This is a genomic window from uncultured Roseivirga sp., assembly GCF_963973945.1.
Classification (GTDB): Bacteria; Bacteroidota; Bacteroidia; order Cytophagales; family Cyclobacteriaceae; genus Roseivirga.
Genome location: NZ_CAXBBV010000001.1, coordinates 87,094 through 104,797, shown reverse-complemented (window position 1 = coordinate 104,797; position 17,704 = coordinate 87,094). Strand labels below are relative to the sequence as shown.

18 protein-coding genes are annotated in these 17,704 nt (G+C 40.0%); 6 read left to right on the top strand and 12 right to left on the bottom strand.

The genetic code is table 11. The features are described from left to right. Nucleotides 1-11: 11 nt before the first annotated feature. Complete coding sequence (locus tag AAC026_RS00555) at nt 12-599, top strand: 2OG-Fe(II) oxygenase (protein WP_339694037.1); 588 nt, start codon at nt 12-14, stop codon at nt 597-599. On the opposite strand, the gene AAC026_RS00550 is transcribed toward AAC026_RS00555, so the two are convergent. Next, nucleotides 600-1,286 (bottom strand): hypothetical protein, encoded by a 687-nt coding sequence (locus AAC026_RS00550; RefSeq protein WP_339694034.1) that lies wholly within the window; start codon nt 1,284-1,286, stop codon nt 600-602. It abuts the gene before it with no gap. Nucleotides 1,287-1,363: 77 nt separating this feature from the next. Then, a complete protein-coding gene (locus tag AAC026_RS00545; protein ID WP_339694031.1) occupies nt 1,364-2,617 on the bottom strand; it encodes a cystathionine gamma-synthase family protein in 1,254 nt (417 codons plus the stop codon). A gap of 150 nt (nt 2,618-2,767) precedes the next feature. Between AAC026_RS00545 and AAC026_RS00540 the strand changes: the two genes are divergently transcribed. Next, entirely contained in the window at nt 2,768-3,232 is a 465-nt protein-coding gene (locus AAC026_RS00540) for an Lrp/AsnC family transcriptional regulator (protein WP_339607025.1), read from the top strand. A 1-nt stretch (nt 3,233) separates the two neighbouring features. Here the strand turns inward: AAC026_RS00540 and AAC026_RS00535 are convergent, their stop codons facing one another. From AAC026_RS00535 to fabG, 4 genes are all read right to left on the bottom strand, one after another. Continuing rightward, on the bottom strand, nt 3,234-3,656 hold the full coding sequence (locus AAC026_RS00535; protein WP_339607024.1) for a DoxX family protein: 423 nt from the start codon (nt 3,654-3,656) through the stop codon (nt 3,234-3,236). 34 nt (nt 3,657-3,690) lie between these two features. Then, nucleotides 3,691-4,506 (bottom strand): tetratricopeptide repeat protein, encoded by an 816-nt coding sequence (locus tag AAC026_RS00530; RefSeq protein ID WP_339694028.1) that lies wholly within the window; start codon nt 4,504-4,506, stop codon nt 3,691-3,693. Nucleotides 4,507-4,583: 77 nt separating this feature from the next. Continuing rightward, nucleotides 4,584-6,656, bottom strand: coding sequence for a hypothetical protein (locus tag AAC026_RS00525; RefSeq protein WP_339694025.1), 2,073 nt, complete (start codon nt 6,654-6,656; stop codon nt 4,584-4,586). A 185-nt stretch (nt 6,657-6,841) separates the two neighbouring features. Then, nucleotides 6,842-7,588 carry a 3-oxoacyl-[acyl-carrier-protein] reductase gene (gene fabG / locus AAC026_RS00520; protein ID WP_323755189.1) on the bottom strand — a complete coding sequence of 249 codons (747 nt, stop codon included), beginning with the start codon at nt 7,586-7,588 and terminating at the stop codon, nt 6,842-6,844. Nucleotides 7,589-7,754: 166 nt separating this feature from the next. Between fabG and lpdA the strand changes: the two genes are divergently transcribed. The 4 genes from lpdA to AAC026_RS00500 all read left to right on the top strand — a co-directional run bounded on the left by lpdA (nt 7,755) and on the right by AAC026_RS00500 (nt 11,235). Further along, the gene (gene lpdA / locus AAC026_RS00515) at nt 7,755-9,152 is read left to right on the top strand and encodes a dihydrolipoyl dehydrogenase (RefSeq protein WP_339694021.1); all 1,398 of its coding nucleotides are present in this window, start codon (nt 7,755-7,757) and stop codon (nt 9,150-9,152) included. A gap of 38 nt (nt 9,153-9,190) precedes the next feature. Then, complete coding sequence (locus AAC026_RS00510) at nt 9,191-9,787, top strand: sigma-70 family RNA polymerase sigma factor (protein WP_339607019.1); 597 nt, start codon at nt 9,191-9,193, stop codon at nt 9,785-9,787. Continuing rightward, nucleotides 9,788-10,609 (top strand): anti-sigma factor, encoded by an 822-nt coding sequence (locus AAC026_RS00505; protein WP_339694019.1) that lies wholly within the window; start codon nt 9,788-9,790, stop codon nt 10,607-10,609. A gap of 413 nt (nt 10,610-11,022) precedes the next feature. After that, nucleotides 11,023-11,235 (top strand): hypothetical protein, encoded by a 213-nt coding sequence (locus AAC026_RS00500; RefSeq protein WP_053222443.1) that lies wholly within the window; start codon nt 11,023-11,025, stop codon nt 11,233-11,235. Nucleotides 11,236-11,394: 159 nt separating this feature from the next. Here the strand turns inward: AAC026_RS00500 and AAC026_RS00495 are convergent, their stop codons facing one another. The 6 genes from AAC026_RS00495 to AAC026_RS00470 form a co-directional block, all read right to left on the bottom strand. Next, nucleotides 11,395-13,650: a TonB-dependent receptor gene (locus AAC026_RS00495; protein ID WP_339694016.1), complete on the bottom strand. Its 2,256-nt coding sequence runs from the start codon at nt 13,648-13,650 to the stop codon at nt 11,395-11,397. A gap of 133 nt (nt 13,651-13,783) precedes the next feature. Further along, a complete protein-coding gene (locus AAC026_RS00490) occupies nt 13,784-14,290 on the bottom strand; it encodes a hypothetical protein (RefSeq protein WP_339694014.1) in 507 nt (168 codons plus the stop codon). After that, nucleotides 14,291-15,586 (bottom strand): hypothetical protein, encoded by a 1,296-nt coding sequence (locus AAC026_RS00485; protein WP_339694012.1) that lies wholly within the window; start codon nt 15,584-15,586, stop codon nt 14,291-14,293. Between the two features lie 127 nt (nt 15,587-15,713). Continuing rightward, the gene (locus tag AAC026_RS00480) at nt 15,714-16,259 is read right to left on the bottom strand and encodes a DUF4331 family protein (protein ID WP_339607013.1); all 546 of its coding nucleotides are present in this window, start codon (nt 16,257-16,259) and stop codon (nt 15,714-15,716) included. A gap of 25 nt (nt 16,260-16,284) precedes the next feature. Further along, complete coding sequence (locus tag AAC026_RS00475) at nt 16,285-16,941, bottom strand: DUF4331 family protein (RefSeq protein ID WP_339607012.1); 657 nt, start codon at nt 16,939-16,941, stop codon at nt 16,285-16,287. An 84-nt stretch (nt 16,942-17,025) separates the two neighbouring features. Continuing rightward, nucleotides 17,026-17,556, bottom strand: coding sequence for a fasciclin domain-containing protein (locus tag AAC026_RS00470; protein WP_260311528.1), 531 nt, complete (start codon nt 17,554-17,556; stop codon nt 17,026-17,028). Between the last annotated feature and the right edge of the window lie 148 nt (nt 17,557-17,704).

Here is a 17,704-nt window from a genome sequence, read left to right as displayed (position 1 = left end):
CGTTACACTGCATGGATTCAAACTATTTTTTTGGCCTCCCCTTAAAGCACAATTTTGTTGAATATGTTTACTTAAATGGGCTCTTTTTACCGCACGAAATAAAGGGAGTACGATCGCTATGGAAAGATCAAGAAACCGTAAAGGCAACCTTATCTGGAGATGAAAAATACAATGACGAGCTAAGAAAGAGTTCGGTTATGAGTATTGGAAGTGAGTCTGAATATAAATGGGTTTATGATAGACTTGCAAGTGCTTCAATACAAACCAATAATGAAAGGTACTGGTTTGATTTACTCGGTTTTCATGAGAACCTACAGCTGACACGCTATTCAACAGGTGATTTTTTTGATTGGCATTTAGATTTTGGGGCAGGTCAAAGCTCTATGCGTAAACTCAGCATTACTGTGCAGCTTTCAGACCCTGACGAATATGAGGGTGGGGATTTGCAATTTATGATTAACCATAAAATTGTGAGTGCTCCTAGAAGTAAAGGAACGGCCATAGTTTTCCCTTCCTTTATAATGCATAGGGTTACCCCCATTACAAAGGGTACTCGACAATCAATTGTTGGTTGGGTTTCTGGGACTCCTTATAGATAGTCAATTGATTTGGCTCAAATCAATATTCACTCCATTATAAAGTATATGGTCTTGGGCTATCATTGCTCCAGACTTAAGAGTTAAGTAACTCTCCCAAGTGAACTCCATTCCGCCAAGGGGTAAAATGGATACCCACATTTTTACAGATTTCGGTTTATGATTATCGTCCAGAATCCAAACATAGGAATCACCCGGAGTTGAACCGCCTGAGGTATAGGTGATTTTTAAACCTTCTCTTCCATCTTTAAAAGTAACAAGGCTTCTTTCCGTTCCTGGGTCGAAAGCTTTGAAAGGGGCACAGAGCCAGAAACTATCATTGTTGAAGTAGCCAAATGCTTGTTTGATCAATTTTTCTTTTCCTTCTTCTCTTATTTTTTCAGGGTGAATGACTACACCGGTTTGGTTAACAGTATTGAGTAAAACCTCATTTTCATCCCATTTTACAAGAACTGAGTTTTCTGTTCTATTCCATTCATAATGGTGAATCCCCTTGAAAGTCCATGAAACTTCAGAGGTAGTATCCCAAGCAGATTTGTTGAGAGATTCCATCATTTCAAGAGTTAAGTTGTCGGCTTCCGGCCCATCTGTTCCTTGAGGAAGGCTTTCGTTTTTAATTAAGTAGAAAACAAAAAGCCCGAGTATGAGCATAAGTAAGGTTACTGCGAGAATTCGGAATAGCTTTTTCATACCCAAAGTTAAACGGGAAATTTATAACGGCTCAATTGAGAACTTCCTGTTTAACTAATTTGGTATGTGATCTGTTTTTATAGTTTTTCTAAAGCCTGCTCAATATCCCAGATAATATCATCTTGATGTTCTACTCCAATGGAAAGACGGATAAGCTGGGGGCTGATGCCGTATTTTTCTCTGTCTTCTGGTGAAACTCCTGCGTGTGTCATTGAAGCTGGGTGCTCTGCAAGTGATTCTGTACTGCCAAGGCTCACGGCCAGCTTCATCAGTTTAAGGTTATTTAAGAATTTGAAAGCAGAGGCTTCAGTTTTGTCTCCCTTTATTTCAAAAGAAACCATGGCGCCAGTGCCTTCGCATTGTTGGTTAAAAATTCGTTGCTGATTTTCGTCTTTGATATTTCCCAAATAGAATACTTCGCCCACTTTTGGGTGATTGATTAGAAACTCAGCAACGTTCTGGGCATTCTTTTCCTGAATATTCATTCGTGCTTTTAGGGTTTCTAAGCTGCGCATTAACAACCAACCCGTCCATGGCCCAGCCATGTTGCCTAAGAATGTTCGCATTCCTTTTACACGTCCCATTAGTTCTTTGGACCCCAAACAGGCTCCAGCAATTACATCGCTATGGCCGCCAATGTATTTTGTGGCAGAATAAAGTACCAGATCGGCACCATGTTTTAATGGATGTTGCCAAAGAGGCCCCATGTAAGTGTTATCTACCGCCACTAAGGTTTGGCGTTCTTCTGTACTATAGCGGTTGGCCAATCGCTTACACATCACCATATCTATCAGTTGGTTTGTGGGGTTGGCGGGTGTTTCTATGTATACCATATGCACTTTATTCCCAAAACCACTTTTTTCGATTCTGTTAATAAGGTCTTGTTCTGAATCTTTAGCATCAAATGAGATAACATTAATGCCAAATCGGGTAATAATTTGCTCAATAAAATGACTTGTTCCACCGTATACAGGTTGGCTATAAAGCAGTACATCTCCTGGGCTTAGAAACTCCATTAATACAGTAGTAATGGCAGACATTCCACTTTCAAAAACAGCGCAGTCTTCGGCCTTGTCCCAAAGTGTCAATCTATTTTCGAGGATTTCGAGGTCGGGGTTGTTCAGTCGACTGTAAATTAAGCCAAGCTCTTCGGTTTCGCCCTTTTCGCGTAAACCATAGGCTACTTCAAAAAAAGCTTTTCCTTCTTCGGCAGTTTTAAAAACAAAAGTGCTGGTTTGAAAGATCGGACACTTTAATGAACCTTCTGAAAGCTCAGGCTTGTAGCCGTAAGACATCATTAAACTCTCTGGGTGAAGTTGCGGGTTTTTCATGAAGTAGATTTTTACAAATCTAAATATGATTAGCTTCTATTCTTTCAATGACTAATAATTTAGAAAAGGAATCTATATTTTTCATATATTCAGAATTAGATTCTAAAGCAGCCTGATTGTTACGGGCGATATAGAAAATTATGCTACGTTATGATAGATAAAATAGATAAACAGGTACTCAGGCTACTACAGCTAGATGCCAAAAAGACGACAAAAGAAATTGCTGGGGAGTTAGGTCTTACAACTACACCTGTGCATGAGCGAATTAAGAAACTTGAAAGAGAAGGATATATTCAACAATACTCCATTCGTATTGACAGGAAGAAAGTAGGCTTAATGATGATGGCTTTCTGTAGCGTTTCATTAAAAAATCATGAACGCTCTTTTATCGAGAAGTTTGAAGAGGACATTCAATTGCTTGATGAAGTGATCGACTGTTATCACATTGGAGGTATGTTCGATTACCTATTGAAGGTTTTAGTGCCAGATATGGATGCTTATCAGCGATTTATTTCTAAGAAACTTGCAGACTTAGATAATATAGGAACCGTACAAAGCTCATTTGTAATGTCTGAAATCAAGCATTCTACCCAAATCCCAGATCAGTTTCTTTAGGCTAGAAAGTTCGTTTCCCGAATAATTTTTTATCGAGCGAGTACTTTCCTGGACCAGCAATAAATAAGAAGAAGAAAATTAGCAGGTACATTGCTGCTTTTTCTTGAGTGCCGAATGGGTCGGAAATATGAACAACAAAGAGTGCTACTGCCATAGTAACCAACAAAGGAACAAGAGCAAAGCGACTAAACAAGCCCAGTATCAATAAAATCGAGCAAACAAACTCAGCTAAAACGGCTAAGGTGAGCGAAACTTCTACCCCTAAACCTATGGGGTCGCCAAACTGAAAATTACCTTCTATGAGTTTCAAAAACTTAGGGTAGCCATGGGTAAGCATCATAAGACCTACACCAACCCTTAAAAGCAATAAACCAAAACTTGTAGATGAACTGTGATTTCCGGTAGCGAGAAGTTTTTTGAACATGGCGATAGTTTATTCCTCTAAGGTGGAAAATAAACTAGTTTTTGCAAAATTCTTTTATGTATTCGGCAGCAAGTTCATCGCCTAATTTTTCGGCTTTTTTAAAGTCTGAACATGCGTCAGACAAGCTATATTTAGGTGAGTTTTGTTTGGCCATCCCCCTTCTCGTAATGGCATCTGCATATTCTGGATCAAGCTCTAAAGCTTTGTTGTAGTTTTCAATAGCACCATCCCAATATTCGCTCATAAAAAACACCACTCCTTTATTAAAATAGGCTACGGGTAAGTTGGGATTGATCCTGATTGCACTCTCAAAATCACCTAATGCTGACATGACAGCTTTTCCGCGAGCAAAGGCTGCTCCTCTATTCACGAGCGCTTGAACATTGTTTGGGTTGGCTCTGATTACCTTGTTTAGGTCGTCAACTGCTTTATTATTTTCGAAAAGCTTTACATATGCATTTCCCCTAAGCTCTAAAGCTTCTAGGTTTTCTGGGTCACCGGCCAAAAGCGCATTCATGTCAATTAATACGCCTTTATAGTTTTGCAGTTCGAAAGAGCATTTTGCGCGCGCAAGAAATGACTTTCTCATGTATTTTTTCTCTCTAATCAGCTGAGAAAAATCGGTATATGCGCCCTGATAATCCTCAACCTCCATGCGAGAAAGGCCTCGATTAAAAACAGCATTGTGATTGGTAGGCTCAAATTTTATGACATTGGAATATTTTACCGCAGCTGCTTCATACTTGCCTTCTGCAAAAAGAATATCAGCTTCTTCTTGCGTGGCTTCCATGCTACAGGCGCTTAAAGCCATAAAGACCACGAGACAGAAAAGAGATTTGAGAGAATTCATGCTTCTAATTAAACTAATATTTTAGTTTAATCAATGAATTTTTTGCGAAAAGATTAGGCTTAACCTTGTTGTGAGAATTAGTAACTACCGTTGTATTTTCGAATAAACCATTCTGTTGAAACCAGGGCCAAGAAAAGAAGCAGCAACCAAGGGTTATTAATAATGGATTGCAGCTTTTCGTCTGACCGTGTAATGGGTTTGGCAGATAGGTTCTGGAAATAATTTACAGCTTCTCCAATTCTGTTTTGAGGAATAAACTCTCCGCCTGAATTATTGGCTATATTCTTTAATAATTGGTGATTGGCTGTCAGATTGATATTCTCCAAATCCAATTTTTGAACAGAGAAAGTCCCTTGAGCAGTTTCTCGCTTTCCACTTACAGTTGCGGAAGCTTCAAAACTATAAACACCAGAGGCTAATCCAGTCACTCTATAATTGCTGCCAGCACTGTTTACATAATTCAATTCTTGCTTATTGCCTTGTTCGTTGGTTATCGTCAGGTCAATGTTGTGATCGAATACTTTTTCATAGAGCTGATTGTACACCTCTGTATTAAACTCTATTGCTTCACTGTCGTAATATTGATTTCGCTCCGTGTTTACCCTGAAATTACGTTTGTCATCTTTGGTGGCCAAATACTGAATCAGCTTACCCATCAAATTATTAAACATTTTCTGATCATTGTTCAGCGCATATTCCTGAAGCGACCATTTCCAGAAATCAGAACCTGAGAACACTGCAGATTTTATATCGTCTCCATTATAAATACTCAGGAGAGGTCTCTGTGTAGGAACTGAGCCTATACGTTGATAAAGCAAAATATCCGCTTGCGTTTTAAACTCAAACTGACCGTAAGGAACAGAAATAGGAGGGTACTCAGCTAGGCGTTGGGCCAAGACTTCATCAATTTTAAAGAGCTCAAAGTTTGGGTTGAAATGAGGCCCCGCATTGTCCGATTGCCCTGCATTGTTATAAGACAGCACAGGGTTTTTTTCGTTCATGGCACTCAAAGAACTTGTTCCAGTAATGTAAAAGCTGTTCGTTGTTTTGAGCGCATTGTCTAACCAAACGGGTAAACTTTCTATGGCAGGTAGCTGATGTAAAACAATCAGGTCGAAAGGCCCTTCAGGAATATCGGTGTTGATTCCCTCAATAAATACTTGCATTTCGGTACCCTCATTTTGATCGATTACATTTCTTAGCGCTTTGATGTCTGGGTGAGGCGCACGCGCGGTAATCAATATTTTTTGCTTGCTATCAACTATTTCTAGAAAAGCCTGTTGCGTATTGTTTAAGGTTGAATTTTCTCCTTCTAAAGGAAGAATCTGTATTTGGTAAGTTTCGATGCCTTTGGTTTCTGCATTCAGAATAAACTCAAGTGAGTTTATTTGTTCATCTCCTTTTGGGCTGAAAGATTTCTCTTCAATCACCGTCCCTTTTTTCAACACTTGAACCTTCACACTTTCATTTACAAAGCCATTGTTAAACACTTCAACCACGAGTGGGAATCGGTTGCCTTCGTAAACAATCTTGTTATAATTCAGGCTTTTGATACTTAAGTCTTTGGCTGGAATGGTATCGCCCAAACCGATAGTGACTACGGGGAAATTGAGTTGAGTAAACTGAGGTGAAATGCCGTAATTATGAATACCATCGCTGGCCAGAACAACACCCGCCAAATTTTGCTGCTCGTAATCACTGGCAATTCCTTTAAGTAAGGATTCAAGATTAGTAGCATTTTGGTCGTAGTTAACTGCGTCAACACTGACTACATAATCTTGTAAACTTTTAACTTTTACTTCATAACCTGCATCACTAATTTCCTCTGAAACTTCTGCAAGTTGGGTTTTCAATGACTCAAATTCTTCCGCTTCATAAGTGGCAGGCATAGAAGCAGAATTGTCCACTGCAATAACAACCACAGGTTTCTCTTCAAAAAAAGTCACCTGATTGAGCAGTGGCCCCATGAGTAAAAAACAAAGCAGAGTAACGAGTATAAAACGCAGCCCAGCCAAGGCGCGGTTCGTATTTTTAGACCAAGGTGTTTTTTTAGAATAAAGTAGAAATGCATAGAGTGCCCCAGCCAACAAACAGAATAGAATAAACCACGAAGGGACGTCTGTTTTAAGAAGAAGGCTAGCGAATATCAATTGACAAAAACGATTATGGGGTGAATTCTGAACTAGATTTACAACAAATCCATTTAAGCTAGGTAAGATACGAGAAGGTAATTAAATAGTTAGCGCCTTTATTTCAACGTGCAAAATCCTGTTTTAAGGGAAAGTACGGGCACGTTTTATACCACAAAAGCGCTAACTATTAACAATATTTAAAATCAGGTAAGCATTCCGCCATCTACCTGAAGCGTTTGGCCAGTAACATAAGCCGACATATCTGAAGCCAAGAAAAGGCAAACGTTGGCTACATCTTCTGGCGAGCCACCTCTTCTCAAAGGAATAGCATCTCTCCAGCTTTGTACTGTCTTTTCGTCTAAGGCATCTGTCATTTCAGTTTCAATAAAACCAGGAGCAACCGCATTTGAACGGATTCCTCTTGAGCCTAATTCTAAAGCTACAGACTTGGTGAAACCAATGATTCCGGCTTTAGAGGCTGCATAATTGGCTTGGCCTGCATTTCCTTTTAAACCGACTACAGAAGTAATGTTGATGATAGAACCTGCTCTTTGCTTCATCATGGTTCTGGTAGCTGCCTTCACGGTATTGAAACAAGACTTGAGGTTGACGTTGATTACATCGTCCCACATTTCTTCCGACATTCTCATTAAAAGATTGTCGCGGGTAATGCCTGCGTTGTTTACCAAAATATCTAGACTTCCAAATTCAGCAACTACAGCAGTTACTAATTCTTCGGCAGCAGCAAATTCAGCGGCATTCGATCTAAACCCTTTTGCCTTAATGCCAAAAGCAGCAAGCTCTTTTTCCAAGGCTTCACCTTTTTCAACACTCGACAAATAAGTGAAAGCTACATTGGCTCCTTCTTGGGCCATTTTGGTGGCGATTGCTCTACCAATTCCTTTCGATGCACCAGTAACGAGTGCTGTTTTTCCTGTTAATAAACCCATATTTCTTTTTAACAATTAAATCTGCTTGCGGTTAGCTCAACAAGCGTCAGTTGTTTTTAATCCTGTCCAAAGAAAACGAAAAGGATCAATACCTCCAATTCGACTATTTTATTTGCGAACATTTGGCTTAACTTTGCCGCATTGAACAGAAAAAACCTCATAAAATATGGCTACTAAATACGATTTAATAGTAATAGGCAGTGGACCCGGTGGATATGTGGCAGCGATCAGAGCTTCTCAATTGGGTATGAAAGTTGGCGTGGTAGAGCGCTCAGAAATAGGCGGAATATGCCTGAACTGGGGTTGTATCCCAACCAAGGCATTGCTTAAAAGTGCTCAGGTATATGAGTATGTTCAACACGCACAAGATTACGGAATTAAGATTGACGGAAAATTTTCTGCTGATTTTGACGGAATGGTGAAACGTAGCCGTGATGTTGCGGGTGGAATGAGCAAAGGAGTTCAGTTCTTGTTTAGGAAGAACAAAATCGATCATATTGAAGGCTTTGGTAAGCTTAAGGCTGGTAAAAAAGTTGAAGTAACTGACGCAGATGGTAAGAAAGTAGACTATTCTGCTGATAGCATTATTTTAGCGACTGGTGGCCGTTCTAGAGAATTGCCAAACTTGCCAATTGACGGAAAGAAAATTATTGGTTACAGACAAGCCATGGTGCTCGATAAGCAGCCAAAATCTATGGTGATTGTTGGTTCTGGAGCTATTGGAGTAGAGTTCGCTTACTTCTACAACTCAATTGGAACAGAAGTAACTATTGTTGAATACATGGACAGAATTGTTCCTGTTGAAGATGCTGAGGTGTCTAAACAACTGGAAAGAAGCTTCAAAAAGGCAGGTATGAAAATCATGACCAACGCTGAAGTGACTTCTGTAGATACTAAAGGTAAAACTTGTAAGGTTTCAGTAAAAACTAAGAAGGGCGAAGAAAAACTAGAAGCCGATGTAGTGCTTTCAGCAGTAGGTGTTTCTACCAACTTAGAAGGAATTGGCCTTGAAGACCTAAAGGTGAAAACCGAAAAGGGAAAAGTAATTGTAGATGATTTCTACAAAACAAATGTAGATGGTATTTATGCCATTGGCGATATCGTTCATGGCCCTGCTTTGGCCCACGTAGCATCTGCTGAAGGTATTATTTGTGTTGAGAAAATTGCGGGTGAAAACCCAGAAGCATTAGATTACGGAAATATCCCAGGCTGTACTTATTGCCAGCCAGAAGTAGCATCAGTAGGTTATACCGAAGCTGCAGCAAAAGAAGCAGGTTACGAGATTAAAGTAGGTAAATTCCCATTCTCAGCTTCAGGAAAAGCAAAAGCTGGTGGTGCTAGCGATGGTTTCGTAAAACTAATCTTCGATGCGAAATACGGTGAGGTATTAGGAGCTCACATGATTGGAGCGAATGTAACAGAAATGATTGCCGAAATGGTTTCAGTAAGAAAGTTGGAAACCACTGGCCATGAGATCATTAAGACGGTTCACCCGCACCCAACCATGTCTGAGGCCATTATGGAAGCAGCCGCAGCCGCATATGATGAGGTAATTCATTTGTAAACCACGGTTTATAATAATATATTTAGAAGGTAAAGGGCTTGTTAATCAAGTCCTTTACTTTTACCACGAACAATAAACTAACCATAGCACGTACCCTAGATCATATTGAAGAGCATGACTTGATTCTGAGATTGAAAAATCAGGACAAGGATGCATTATCATATTTGTATGACAAGTATGGGGCTGCTTTGTATGGAGCTGCTCAGCGCATTGTACAAGATGAGGACGTGACCGCTGAAGTTGTTCAAGATATCTTCTTAAAAATTTGGAATAAGATTGGGATGTATGACGCCAAAAAAGGGCGTCTATTCACTTGGATGCTCAATTTGACGAGAAACTCTGCCATTGATAAAATCCGCTCCAAAGAAATTAAGCGTAGTGCTAAAACTGATTCGATAGATGCCAACGTATATACCATCGACCGACAGAATAGCACAGAGACCTCAGTTGATGGAATTGGTGTAAGAGAATTGATGGACGACCTAGTTGAAGAACAAAGGTTCGTTCTGTTAAAGGTATACTTCGAAGGCTTTTCTCATTCAGAAATAGCCGATGAATATGATATACCCTTGGGTACAGTCAAATCTCGTTTGCGATCGGCTTTAAAACATTTAAGAAATAAAGTACAGTTGTAATTGGATATTAAAGAATACATAGCGTCTGGCATACTCGAAGAATACATCTTCGATACGCTCTCCCCACAAGAGCGTATAGATGTAGAGTTGCGCCTAGCTGAGTATCCTGAATTGCGTGAAGAATTAAACGCCATTGAGGATAGCTTAGAGGGCATCGCCATGGCTACTGCAATCCAACCACCTACTGATCTGAAAGCAAATATTATGTCGGCTTTGGGCGATAGTGAGGTGGGGTTGAAAGAAGAGAATACGAAACAAAAGGAAGAACCAAAGGTGATTCCTATGCCACAAACCAATAGTGGAATGTGGAAATATATGGTGGCCGCCTCAGTAACCATAGCACTGGTAACTTCATACTTAGCTTATGATTATCACGGAAAATGGAAGTCTTCTTCCGATGCCTTTGCTCAGCTGCAAGCTCAGAATATGCAAATGGCAGAACAGTATAACCAAGTAAATAACCGCTTGGACGATCTGGTAGCAGATATTGATATTATTAGTGACACCGACTTTAAAAGAGTGAATATGGGTGCGGTAGACCCAACCCAATCATATGCGGCAAGTGTTTACTGGAATGCTAAAACCGATGAAGCTTACTTGAATATTAAGCAGTTAAAAACATTAACCGAAGAACAGCAATATCAGCTTTGGGCCATTGTAGATGGAGTACCAGTAGATATGGGCGTGTTTGATTTTGACGTGGAAGGACTGATGAAAATGAAGAATGTTCAGAATGCCTCTATGTTTGCGGTAACCATTGAGCCTAAAGGCGGAAGTGAAAACCCAACACTTGACCTGATGCAAGTGGCCGGAGCTGTTTAAGCCTTAAAAGCTTTTACCAAAAAAAAATTGAAACCACCTTAGGGTGGTTTTTTTATGTCCGCTTTGTGGTATTCGTATCTCCATTCCCCCCTGACTCCTTGACTTGTCGTTTGCGTGATGACCGATAGGCTAACCTTACCGCTTTCTTTTCCTGAGGAACGAAGGATCTATAGTTGAGGTCTGTGTTTCTGAAAAGGACCCTTACAGGGTGACTTAATGAATTATCCTTGAGCGTTAATATACTCCGCCACCTACTCCAAGGCTTCGAAGGCCTTTCTCTGGAATAAGTGAGAAATCTGAATACATCTGGGTAATAATATCTACAACGGACTAGGGTAAAAGCCGCTTAAAAATGCTTTAAATGCATTGGAGCACTAATTGCCAATCAGTTTTCATTACCAAATCAAAGAAAAATGAAAACCATAGGAATCATATTACTCGTAGGCGGAATTTTAATGACCATTTTCACTGGGGTTAACTTAGTTACCAAAGAGGAGGTAGTTGATCTAGGCGTTGTCGAAATCAACAAGAAGGAAAATAACCCTATTTATTGGTCACCAATTACTGGTGGCGTATTGGCCGTAATTGGTGCGATTGTACTGGTGGCTGGGAAAAAGAAAGGGTAAACAATATTTAACTCTTGGAGGGCTTGTTAGTGGGCTTCACTTTAATGTGAATATCGACTTTAACCCTCCAAGAGTTTTAAAAAAAAGAGCCTCACCTTACGGTGAGACTCCCATCAGAAAATCAATTGCTTGAATTCCCTTGTCAAAGATCAAGTCCATTTAGAATTTAACAGCAACAGATAATCTGGCTTGAAATGGTGTGCCTGGTGTAAAGTGTATTTCACTTACGGACTGGGCCTCATTTCGCAATCTCGATTCTGTATCGAATTGCGCTTCTCTCCATTCGGTGTTTAAAACGTTTTCTATAGCAATTCCAAAGTCGAATGCGCCAACTTCATAGTTCAAAACAGCATCCATAAGGAAATACCCTTTGGCAACTACACTATTGTCTTCATTGGCTGCTCTGTCATCTAAATAACGGTAGCGTAAACTACCTCTAAATCCTTTTTTCCCTTCATAATTCAACCCACCAATGCTAGTGAAAGTAGGGGCTAATGGAATATAATCTTGCCCTTCCGCTTCATCTACCGATTTCGGGTCTGTATAATTCAAATCCATATTGGCGTACAAAGAAGGTGTAAGCTGATAACGAACAGTTAAGTCTACTCCCTGTCGCTGAGTTTTACCTCCAGCTTCAACTACTCCTTCGTCTCCTACATACACAAACTCTTGGGCCAAATCCAGTCGCCACAAGGCTACGTTCACCAAAAGGTTTTCTGTTGGTTTCCAAAGTGTACCCAGGTCAACGCCATATGCTTTTGGCAGAATATCGCTGCCGTTTTGAGCTACAACCACACGTGTATCATTCGAGTGATAGCCCATACCAGCTTTTACATAAAAATTCAGGTCGGTAGCGGCTTGATAACCTAGTTTAAACTTTGGAGTTAGTATTCCTTTGTTTTCTACTTGCCTGTTATATGTAGGGGTAAGCGCATCTACGTAGTCAAAAGTGAAATAATCGTACCTTAAACCCGCGGTTAGTGAGAGCCTTTTTGTTAGATCCAATTGCTCTTCGGCATAGAGGTAAACGCTTGATTCCCTAATGTCTCCTCGGGCCAAATCCGATAATACTTCTCTTCTGTTCAATGTTCTTGATAGGCGAATATCATCCACCTGATCGTATCTAAAACCAGTTCCAAACTCGGTAGAGGCTTTTAATCCAAACAAGCTCCAGTTATTCCAGTAGCTGTTGTTGCTACCATAAATCTGGCGGTCTTCGCTTTGTGTAATTTGATCACCATTGATTGGGTCGTTTAAGAAAAAGGTGAAATTAGAAACAAGTTTAAAATCATACTTCGACATAAAAACCTGATTTTCAATAATTCCCCCATCTGATAAATCGGTTGTGAGTTTAGCGTTCAAATTCACGCGACTGGTATTTCCACCTTCGGTATCGTCAATGGCTCCAAACCTTGAAATCTGTCCACTCTCAATTGCTCTTAAAGGTATTTGTCCCGAAGCATCCCAGCTGCTGGTAAAGGCAGAGGTAGATAGTTCTATGGTCTTGTTATCTGAAAGTCGTTGGTGGTATTTTAAAAGCGTGTTGAATCGGTTAAAATTCTGCGAACTTTCAAAGTAACCATCGGTACGAAAGTACTCAGTTGCCAAATAGAGGCTTGGGTCTTTGGTAGTTTTTGGTTCTAATAAATTGAATAGGCCAACTGTTCTGAAAGTACCGAACTGACCGCCTTCTACTTTAAATAGGTTTGACTCCAATCGTTTTCTAGTACTGAAGGCAGCAAAGCCCGCAGTGTTAAAATCTCCTTTGTTGGCATAATATGGCCCTTTATCAAAAGCAACTCGCTCTATGGTTTCTGGAATTACAAAGTGTAAATCTGAATAGCCTTGACCATGCGCATGTGAAACCATATTTACGGGCATCCCATCTACGGAAAGGGCAATGTCGGTTCCGTGGTCTATATCAAAACCGCGAAGAAAAATTTGTTCTGCTTTTCCTCCTCCGGCATGCTGGGCAATAAAAAGACCTGGTACAATTTTCAGCACATCTTGTGAAGTACTAATGGGTCTAAGTTCAATGTCCAATGCGGAAATAATGGAAGCATTTTGTGGTAAGTTTTGAGTTACTTGAACATCGCCAAGTGAAAGGGCAGAGGGCTTAAGTGAGAGCTCTACTTGAGTTGCGCTACCTTCTGTTACCATTACTTTTTTGCTGAGTTTTTCAAAACCAACAAAACTGATTTCCAATTCGTACTCTCCACTTTTAAGGTTTTGAATGGAAAATTTTCCATAACTATTTGCTGCCGCTCCTACATTGGTTTGTGATATGGCAACGCTGGCACCTACTAAGGGTTCGCCAGAATCTTGATCTATAATTGTGCCCTTGATTTCTCCTGTTTGGGCAGCCAGACTGCTGGTAATTAGACACAGCAATCCTATGATGAATTTAAATTTCATGTTGTTATTGTTAAAGCCTCATGAGCGACAGATTGATTTCATTAGACATTCGTATCCTGTTCAGGACATGGAGGGTTCTGTGCTCAATTAATGATTTGATTTAGTAGCCAACAGATGGGTTGACATTCGAGGGTTAACATGGGTTTGGAGGCGGAGGAGTAACCGGCTCTGTGTCTAAACTTTTGTATAGACTTAAATAATGATGCTCTGTTTCTGAAAGCTTGAAGTGGGTAGTAACATGCTCAGTTGAATTACTGGACTGTGTATAAACAAAAATGAAAAGGGGATTTAAAGTTTCGGTTGGTGAAACATCTTGGTCCTGACTATTCAGTTTGTTAAACCCAAGTGTATGATCTTCAATGTTGTGCTTATTGTTATTGGCTTGGGCTTCAATGTGATCGTGATCATTGTCTACTGCATGATGGTTTTTATTTTCAGCAGTGGCACCGTGTTCATGATGATGATCTTCGTCTTTTTCCTCTTCATGTCCATGGCCTTGCTCGTGTTCATGAGCATGACCATGGCTATGAAATGGATTTTCAATTGCATGTAAAAAACTATGGCTTGCTGTCGCTGCCCCATACCCAAAGAGTATGATCACGTAGGTGATTAGAAGTCCGGTGGCGACAGATTTGGTCATTTAGCTTTTTAGTGCTTTTTCGATTTTGGCAGTAGTTAAAGGGCCTAGCTCAAAAGTGCTTTCTAGTGCTTCTTTTAAGTAAGTATTACCTTTTTTCTCAAAATTGTTCATTTTGAAGATGACTCCCAAGTGATAAAGTACTTCAGGGTGAGAAGTCTTATTTTCAATATGGGCAGTAGCCAGTTCTAATGCTTTTTTGTTGTCGCCTTTCTGAAAGTAAGACCAGGCAAGCAAGTCATACATTTCAGGAGTTGGCCTCTTTTCTTGTTCGGCAGTTGCTCTTGTTAAGGCTGCGTCTGGCATTCTTAAATCTTCGGCCTCTAAGAGAATAAGGTATTTGTTATACATACCTAAATATTCTGGAGAAGACGCTTGTGCGTAGTATGCTTTTTTCAATTCTGTAGAAAGCGCTTCATTGTTTTCGTATTCGGCAATTTCCGCTAGAATAAAATTGATCTGAGGATCATTTACATGGGATTTCACCTTGTTTAAAATTCTTTTGGCTTCACTCGTATTTTTGTCATGAGCAAAGTTAATCCAAGCAATGCCCTGTAATGAATGCCAGTGTTCTGGATTCTTGTTCAATACTTCTAGGTAGGCATTGTAAGAGTCCTGAATTCTTCCTGCATGTCCATACATGTCGCCAAGGTTAGATTTTGCCCAGCTGAAAAGTGAGTTATCTGCCTTTACTCTGTCAAAAGCTTGTTCCATAAGTGCAATGGCCTGATCTAAATCTCCGTTGTGATCGGCCAATTTTGAAGCACGTACTAGGTAATCAAAAGATGATTTGTTTTCCTGCATGTTCAGGATACCCGTTGCTCTTTGGTATTCACCCAATTCCATGAGTGCATCAAAGAGTAAATAATAGGTACTTGTTTTTTTATCGCCTTCTTTCAATGCCATTTCAGCATATTTTTTTGCATCGGCAAACTCATGTTTCGTTATGGAGTTTCCGCTTAGTGCTTGGTATAGACCTGCATTGCTAAAAGGGTTTAATTCAGTAGCTTTTTTATAAAGACTATCCGAAATGTGGATATTTTCCACTGAGCCATCGAGTCTAAACTGTCGGCTTTTTAAGCCTGCTAGTTTACTGATGTAAGTCACGTTTTTGGGAGAACTGGAAAGTTTATTTTCCCAGAATTTAATTTCTTCATTCAAAGTTTCTAAAGATTGTTGTGATGGTTGCTCTTGTAGAAACTGATTGTAATCTGCCGAATCGGCAATTTTTTGTTCTGACACTTTGCTTTGACAAGAAAGAACAGCGAAGCTAAGGAATAGCCAAATTAGATTTTTCATGATTGTAGCTTTTGAGGTGAGAAAAAGAGCAGTCTTGAAAGTCACCCTGTTCCAATAATTAGGAATGAGGGGCTGCTTATGCTGCTTATAATGCTAACATTCAAGACTGCTGCTATTTATTTATTGCTTACCAAGGTGTGGCCAAGTAAGGGAAAGTAGACAAGAATGCTTTGTCGTTTGAACTAACATTATCATCAGTAAGACCTGGCTTTTCAGTAGCATCTGGGCCACCAAAGATCAAAATCAATTCTACTGTGATAACGTCATCGGCCAAAGCTCTACCAGTTAACACGTTCGTGCCATCATAGAAAGTTGTTGTTCCGTCTAATGATACACTCAATACATCTGTAGCTAAAGCACCTGTAAAAGCAGCAGCACTAAAGGTTAACAAGTTTGTAGTGTAATCTGGGTTTAAAGCCAAAAGCTTAGCTTGAAATGCCGACTGAAATGCAGCGCCTTGCATAGAAGGAATGGTAGTATTGAATTCATCCTTCTTATCAGCCGATACAAATACCGTATTGATTGCAGGTCTACCCATTTGATCTTCTTGTACATATGTAGTTGAAGTTTCTGGAGTCATTCCTCCGTCATCGTCACCACATGATAAAGTTCCTAGGGCGAGCGTGCATACTGCGGCTACTGCCCAAAATTTGTTTAAATATGTCTTTTTCATCTTAGTATCTTTTTCTGGTTAAAAATTATTGCTTTCTGTTACTGGTTACCCAAGTATTGATGGTTCCCGATCCACCTACTGTAGATTTTGGAACTTCAACCACAACAGACATTACATTTGTGCCTGCAAAAGTATCTGATCCTGGGTTGTTGAAACTTGTTGCGTTTCCTGCGATAATTTCACCATACTGAGCAAAGTCCATAAAGAATGGATCATCTCTTGGGCCAGCGAAAACTTTCATTCCACCAGCTGTTCCAACTGTAGCATTGGCACCGTAAGCGGTGATGTTAGCTGTGGCTGTTGCAGTCATTGAAGAAACAATTGTAGAGGTAGTTCCTGTTCTTGAAGGCGCCATAGGGCCATAAACATAAACTTTACCGTCTTTGAAAGTACACTGAATTACAAGGTCTTCAACCGCATCGCCAGTGTTGTCAATATTAAACTCAATCATTACGTTTTCATCAAAATTTGCTGATGCAGAAGCTGATGGAGATAACAAACCTTGAAGGTTGGCTACGAACACTACGTTCGAGCTAGTTTCAGGGCTTTGGAATGCATAAAAGTCTGTGATATCCGAAGATGTACTTGCAACGCCAGGGGCATCAATATGATCCGCTGCGAAAAGGTAGACTGTGGCAATTAGCGCCAAACTACCGAGGGTGATTACTGCTTTTCTTTTCATAATGTTAATAATTTTTGACAATAAGAATCCCGGATTGATATTTTATCAATCTGATTTTTAAATAGTTATGTTAAATTTGATGGTTTACTTAGGAAGTACGACCGAGTCGATTACATGGATAACTCCATTGGACTGGTACACATCGTACAGGGAAATATTGGATGAGTTTCCTTTCTCATCGGTTAATGTAATGTTCTTTTCACCGTTCATTTTGGCAACTAATACGCCTCCACTTACAGTTTTTAATTCTGCCATGCCATTGCCTTTTTTAATGGCTTTCATAATGGCCTTAGAATCCATTTTACCTGCCACTACATGGTAAGTAAGTACTTGAGTCAGCATTTGCTTGTTTTCAGGTTTCAATAGCGTTGCTACTGTTCCTTCTGGTAATTTGTTGAATGCTGCGTTGGTTGGAGCAAAAACCGTAAATGGGCCTGCACCTTGCAAAGTTTCTACCAAACCTGCTGCTTTCACTGCGGCAACTAGGGTGGTGTGGTCTTTTGAGTTAACCGCGTTTTCAATAATGTTCTTCATAGGGTACATCTTTTCTCCCCCCACCATTACGGTGCTTTGGGCTTGAATAGAATTTGCTCCTATTGCGAAAAACGCGATCATCAGTAATTGTGTGATTTTCTTTTTCATTAGGTGTTTGTTTTTGATTATGGTCATACATACGGGGACCCATGTACGACTGGATTTAGGGGGAGGGAAAATTTATTTTCTCTTTCAATTAACAATAGAGTTAATCGAGGTTAAATAAGGC

Bases quoted from the DNA above. Each gene is read 5' to 3' on its own strand.
- AAC026_RS00555 (WP_339694037.1), top strand. From the start codon at position 12: ATGGATTCAAACTATTTTTTTGGCCTCCCCTTAAAGCACAATTTTGTT.
- AAC026_RS00550 (WP_339694034.1), bottom strand. From the start codon at position 1,286: ATGAAAAAGCTATTCCGAATTCTCGCAGTAACCTTACTTATGCTCATA.
- AAC026_RS00545 (WP_339694031.1), bottom strand. From the start codon at position 2,617: ATGAAAAACCCGCAACTTCACCCAGAGAGTTTAATGATGTCTTACGGC.
- AAC026_RS00540 (WP_339607025.1), top strand. From the start codon at position 2,768: ATGATAGATAAAATAGATAAACAGGTACTCAGGCTACTACAGCTAGAT.
- AAC026_RS00535 (WP_339607024.1), bottom strand. From the start codon at position 3,656: ATGTTCAAAAAACTTCTCGCTACCGGAAATCACAGTTCATCTACAAGT.
- AAC026_RS00530 (WP_339694028.1), bottom strand. From the start codon at position 4,506: ATGAATTCTCTCAAATCTCTTTTCTGTCTCGTGGTCTTTATGGCTTTA.
- fabG (WP_323755189.1), bottom strand. From the start codon at position 7,588: ATGGGTTTATTAACAGGAAAAACAGCACTCGTTACTGGTGCATCGAAA.
- lpdA (WP_339694021.1), top strand. From the start codon at position 7,755: ATGGCTACTAAATACGATTTAATAGTAATAGGCAGTGGACCCGGTGGA.
- AAC026_RS00500 (WP_053222443.1), top strand. From the start codon at position 11,023: ATGAAAACCATAGGAATCATATTACTCGTAGGCGGAATTTTAATGACC.
- AAC026_RS00495 (WP_339694016.1), bottom strand. From the start codon at position 13,650: ATGAAATTTAAATTCATCATAGGATTGCTGTGTCTAATTACCAGCAGT.
- AAC026_RS00490 (WP_339694014.1), bottom strand. From the start codon at position 14,290: ATGACCAAATCTGTCGCCACCGGACTTCTAATCACCTACGTGATCATA.
- AAC026_RS00485 (WP_339694012.1), bottom strand. From the start codon at position 15,586: ATGAAAAATCTAATTTGGCTATTCCTTAGCTTCGCTGTTCTTTCTTGT.
- AAC026_RS00480 (WP_339607013.1), bottom strand. From the start codon at position 16,259: ATGAAAAAGACATATTTAAACAAATTTTGGGCAGTAGCCGCAGTATGC.
- AAC026_RS00475 (WP_339607012.1), bottom strand. From the start codon at position 16,941: ATGAAAAGAAAAGCAGTAATCACCCTCGGTAGTTTGGCGCTAATTGCC.
- AAC026_RS00470 (WP_260311528.1), bottom strand. From the start codon at position 17,556: ATGATCGCGTTTTTCGCAATAGGAGCAAATTCTATTCAAGCCCAAAGC.